This is a genomic window from Ruegeria sp. AB5 (assembly GCF_056542645.1).
The window spans coordinates 1-768 of sequence record NZ_JBQGAE010000076.1 but is presented as its reverse complement, the minus strand read 5'-3'; the positions used below and the strand labels follow the sequence as shown (position 1 = coordinate 768).

Here is a 768-nt window from a genome sequence, read left to right as displayed (position 1 = left end):
GATCAGGTCCATGTTGTTCACAAGCCAAGATTGCTCAGCGATAACGGCTCAAGTTATGTCTCTGGCGACCTGGCTGAATGGTTGCAGGACATGCGCCACTTTGGTTTTGAAAACGTCCGTGTTCTCAACGGTGGTTGGGGTCACTGGCAAGAGAAAGAGTTTTCTATCTCAGTTGAAACTGCCAAACCCACGAAAGGCAGTTTCGAACCGAAGTTGCAAACCGGATGGAAAATCGACATCGACGATTTTCTTCGTGCGCAATCAAGCTCCTGCGTTATCGATGCCCGTGGACCCATCAGCTATGCGGGTGATCCGGATGATCCGCGCACAGGTCATATTCCGGGGACATTGAGCGTTCCGTTCAGTTCCTTGCTGGATGCGGACACCGGGCTTTTCCTGGGCAAAGGTGCCCTTGAGCATGTCCTGGATACCCGCGCGCCAGGTTGGCGCGACGCTCCGGTGATTGCATCTTGTGGGTCTGGATACGCAGCGACCGTACTTTTGCTGGCTCTTAAGGAAATCGGTCAAAACGGCGTGCTCTTTGACGGCTCCTTTGCTGTCTGGAAGCGGGACCCAACGCGCCCAGTAGAACAATCACACCGTGCTTGACGTGGTACTTTATTACGACATGGAATTGAATACATCCGTTTGAAAATTCAATGTCTGCTTACGGAAAAGTGGTTTTTCTCTGATTTGGTGGACACCTAGAATAGGCGCAGCCCGCGCCGGGAGGTGTCGAATGACGAAGCCGAAGCGATACAAGCGGTA

Annotated in this window: 1 protein-coding gene; it reads left to right on the top strand. The window is 52.6% G+C overall.

Annotation, left to right across the window (positions count from 1 at the left end; genetic code table 11):
* Window positions 1-90 precede the first annotated feature (90 nt).
* On the top strand, window positions 91-609 hold the full coding sequence (locus tag ACR0L4_RS23685; RefSeq protein ID WP_480515664.1) for a sulfurtransferase: 519 nt from the start codon (window positions 91-93) through the stop codon (window positions 607-609).
* The last annotated feature ends 159 nt before the right edge of the window (window positions 610-768 follow it).